The sequence below is a fragment of the Streptomyces sp. NPDC055506 genome, from assembly GCF_053643595.1.
Genome location: NZ_JBSHKH010000262.1, coordinates 1 through 3097 on the forward strand (window position 1 = coordinate 1; position 3097 = coordinate 3097).

Below are 3097 nucleotides of genomic sequence, written 5' to 3' on the forward strand. Positions count from 1 at the left end.
CCGACGACGTCGTCGTATATGAAAACCTGTCCAAGACGCTCTTAAGCCAGGGCGGAGCCGTCCTCGGCCCCGCCCGGGTCATCGACCACCTGGTCAACGCGGCACGGACGTTCATCTTCGACACGGGACTCGCCCCCGGCGCGGCGGGGGCGGCCCTGGCGGCCCTGCGGCTGCTGCGCCGCGAACCGGAACGGGCGGCACGGGCCCGCGCGGTGGCGAGCGAACTGCACGCACGCCTGACCGCCGCGGGTCTGGAAGCGGTGCGTCCGGACGCCGCGGTGGTCTCGGTGCGGGCGCCCTCTCCCGAGGACGCCGTGCGCTGGGCGGCCGAGTGCCGCGCGGCGGGCCTGGCCGTGGGCTGCTTCCGTCCTCCTTCCGTGCCCGACGGCATCTCACGACTCAGGCTGACCGCCCGGGCGGACCTGACCGGGGAACAGATCGAACGCGCTGTACGGCTGATCGGCGAGACGCGACCATGAGTCGGCGTGACACGGCCGGGCGTCGCACGATGACGGACTGATCAGAAATGATCAAATGCGGTCGACCGCGGCCGTGAACTCCGCCCAGCTCCTCGATGAGAAGAGCAGCGCGGGCCCGGCCGGGTCCTTGGAGTCGCGCACGGCGAGCAGTCCGGCCCAGGGTGGGGTCTCCGGACACGCGGTCTCGACGCAGTTGTTCGCGCCGGTGCTGTAGCTGCTGCGCAGCCACCGCACACCGTGCAGTTCGGTGCTTGAGGGGACATGACGAGGCAGTGCACGCATGGTGCCTCCTTACGCGCCGGCGGCTGTCCCGGCGATGAAATCCAACGAGTCCTCGGGCGAAAGGGCGTGGATCTGAAGGGCGTTGAAGGCCTCCGTGTAGGCCTGGAGGTCTTCTTTCCGTTCGAGGTAGAGGCTACTCGTCAAGTGGTCGAGAACAACTACGTTCAGATCAGAAGTGCTCGAAAATGAGAAAATAACGAAAGGGCCGGTGACACCGATGTGCGCCCCGGCGGCGAACGGCAGCACCTGGAGCCGCACCTGGGGCAGGCGCGCCGCCTCGACCAGCCGTTCCAGCTGCCGGGCCATGACCCCGGGCCCGCCCACCTCCCGCCGCAGCACGGCCTCGTCCAGGACGGCGCTCAGTTCCAGCGGCGGATCCGCGCGCAGCACGTCCTGCCGGGCCAGTCGCACCTCGACCAGCGTGTCCAGCCGGTCCTCCGGCAGCCCCTCCACCGCGGCCTTCGTCACCGCACGCGCGTACTCGGGCGTCTGGAGCAGTCCCGGGACGACGGTGGTCTCCAGCGTGCGCATCGCGGTCGCCTGGGACTCCAGGCTGATGAAGTCCCGGTAGGTCGGCGGCAGCACCCCGCGGTAGGCGTGCCACCAGTGGTGTCTGCCGCCCCCGTCGTCGGACCCCGCCAATACCAGGAGCAGCTCGCGAAGTTGGGAGTCGGTCACACCGTAGGCGTCGAGGAGTAACCGCACATCGGCCGGTTTCACCCCGCTCGTGCCCGTCTCGATCCGGCTGACCTTGGACTGGTGCCAGCCCACCAGCCGGGCCGCCTCACCGCTGGTGAGGCCCGCCGAGGTGCGCAGCGCGCGCAGTTCGGCGCCCAGTTTCCGGCGGCGCACCGCGGGACCGTGCTGCATGGGCTTCTCCTTACTCCTTCCGAGCCACCCAAATACGGTCTCGCGTCGTAGAGTTCACCGCTTTGAGCGACAGATATATGCATATCTTGGTGGATCGCCGCCCTTCGCGGGTGTTCTGGTGGCACTCTGGCGGCGAAGCACCAGTCCGGGACCGTACTCGAACCCTCCGCTCCGTGTCGGGCTGCGGTCCCGTGGGAAAGGGACGACGTCGCCATGGCAGACCATTTGGAAACATCCGTCACTCTGCCGAGCGATCCCGCCTCGGTCTCCGCAGCGCGTGCCCACGTGGTGGACACGCTGGCGGAGTGGGGCCTGCCGGCGGGCACGGAAGTGTCCGACACCATCCGGCTCATCATCTCCGAGCTCGCCACCAACGCCGTCCAGCACACCTTCGGGCAGTCGCCCACGTTCACGGTGGACCTCGTGCTCGACCGCGACGAACGGCTGCGCGTCGGTGTCACGGACAGCCACCCGCGGCTCCCCAGACGGCTCCCCGCCGCCGTCCAGCAGGACAACGGCCGCGGTCTGGTCATCATCCGCTGGCTGACCGCCGAATGCGGAGGCAGGCTCAGGATCCGCCCCACCCGTGAGGGCGGCAAGACCATCTCCGTCGAACTTCCGTGGACCGTCCCGGCCCAGCCCATGACGGCGGCGGGACAGCAGGAACCGTAGCCTCAGCGCGGCGCGCCGGACCCGAGCACGCGCACTTCCGCAGGCGCGACCGACGTCCGCGCCACCGTTCCCACAGAGCCTGTCACCGGCGCCGCAGCGACGCCTCCCGGTATGACGCTCCTCCCCGACGCGGTGCGGGGATCCTGACGGTGCCCTGGGGCGCCGCCTCCTCGACAGCGGGCTCCGGCTCCTCGCGGCCGCCGTCCGTCTCCTCCCGCAGCCCCGCCCGTCGCACCAGCCGGGGGAGCACGCCCCACAGTCCGACGCAGACCAGGAAGGTCGCCACCCCCGCGGCGATCCCTCCGGCCCTGCTGGTCGTCACATCCACCACCAGCAGCACGGAACCGCTGAAAGCGAACACCAGCACGATCAGGCCCGTCGTGGCCAGTCGCGAAGAGACCTGCACGATGCGGGGCTTCGCGCCCTGCTGGAAGAGCGAGCGGTGCAGCGCGGCCGGGGCGGTGAACAGCGCCGCGGCCAGGACCGCCAGCAACAGCGTGCTGACGTAGGTGACGCGCTGGGTCGTGTCGAGGGACGAGAAGCGCGAGGTGAAGGCGAGCGACAGCAGGAAGGCGAACAGGATCTGTACGCCCGTCTGGGTGACCCGCAGCTCCTGGAGCAGCTCGACGAAGTTGCGGTCGGCGCGCTGCAGTGGTGTCTCGCCGCGTGCGGTGCAGGGACTGTGCTCGGCCATGACGCGACGGGTAACCACTTGAGCCCGTGTCACGCTCCCGGCGCGGGGCGGCGCGGCTCAGACGCCCCCGCACCCCCGGGGGGGCAAATACACCAGTATA

The 3097-nt window shown here is 70.1% G+C and carries 5 protein-coding genes; 2 read left to right on the forward strand and 3 right to left on the reverse strand.

Features of this window, described 5'->3' with window-relative positions:
- On the forward strand, positions 1–479 hold a 479-nt coding region (locus tag ACWIF2_RS40390), incomplete at its 5' end, for an aminotransferase class I/II-fold pyridoxal phosphate-dependent enzyme (protein WP_454366660.1).
- Positions 480–530: 51 nt separating this feature from the next.
- Here ACWIF2_RS40390 and ACWIF2_RS40395 read toward each other — a convergent pair.
- Complete coding sequence (locus tag ACWIF2_RS40395; protein ID WP_454366662.1) at positions 531–761, reverse strand: DUF397 domain-containing protein; 231 nt, start codon at positions 759–761, stop codon at positions 531–533.
- A 9-nt stretch (positions 762–770) separates the two neighbouring features.
- Positions 771–1631 (reverse strand): helix-turn-helix domain-containing protein, encoded by an 861-nt coding sequence (locus ACWIF2_RS40400; protein ID WP_382487281.1) that lies wholly within the window; start codon positions 1629–1631, stop codon positions 771–773.
- 213 nt (positions 1632–1844) lie between these two features.
- On the opposite strand from ACWIF2_RS40400, the gene ACWIF2_RS40405 reads away from it, so the two are divergent.
- Positions 1845–2303: an ATP-binding protein gene (locus tag ACWIF2_RS40405; protein WP_454366663.1), complete on the forward strand. Its 459-nt coding sequence runs from the start codon at positions 1845–1847 to the stop codon at positions 2301–2303.
- A gap of 82 nt (positions 2304–2385) precedes the next feature.
- Here the strand turns inward: ACWIF2_RS40405 and ACWIF2_RS40410 are convergent, their stop codons facing one another.
- Entirely contained in the window at positions 2386–2997 is a 612-nt protein-coding gene (locus tag ACWIF2_RS40410) for a DUF6328 family protein (RefSeq protein WP_454366665.1), read from the reverse strand.
- Positions 2998–3097: the final 100 nt, after the last annotated feature.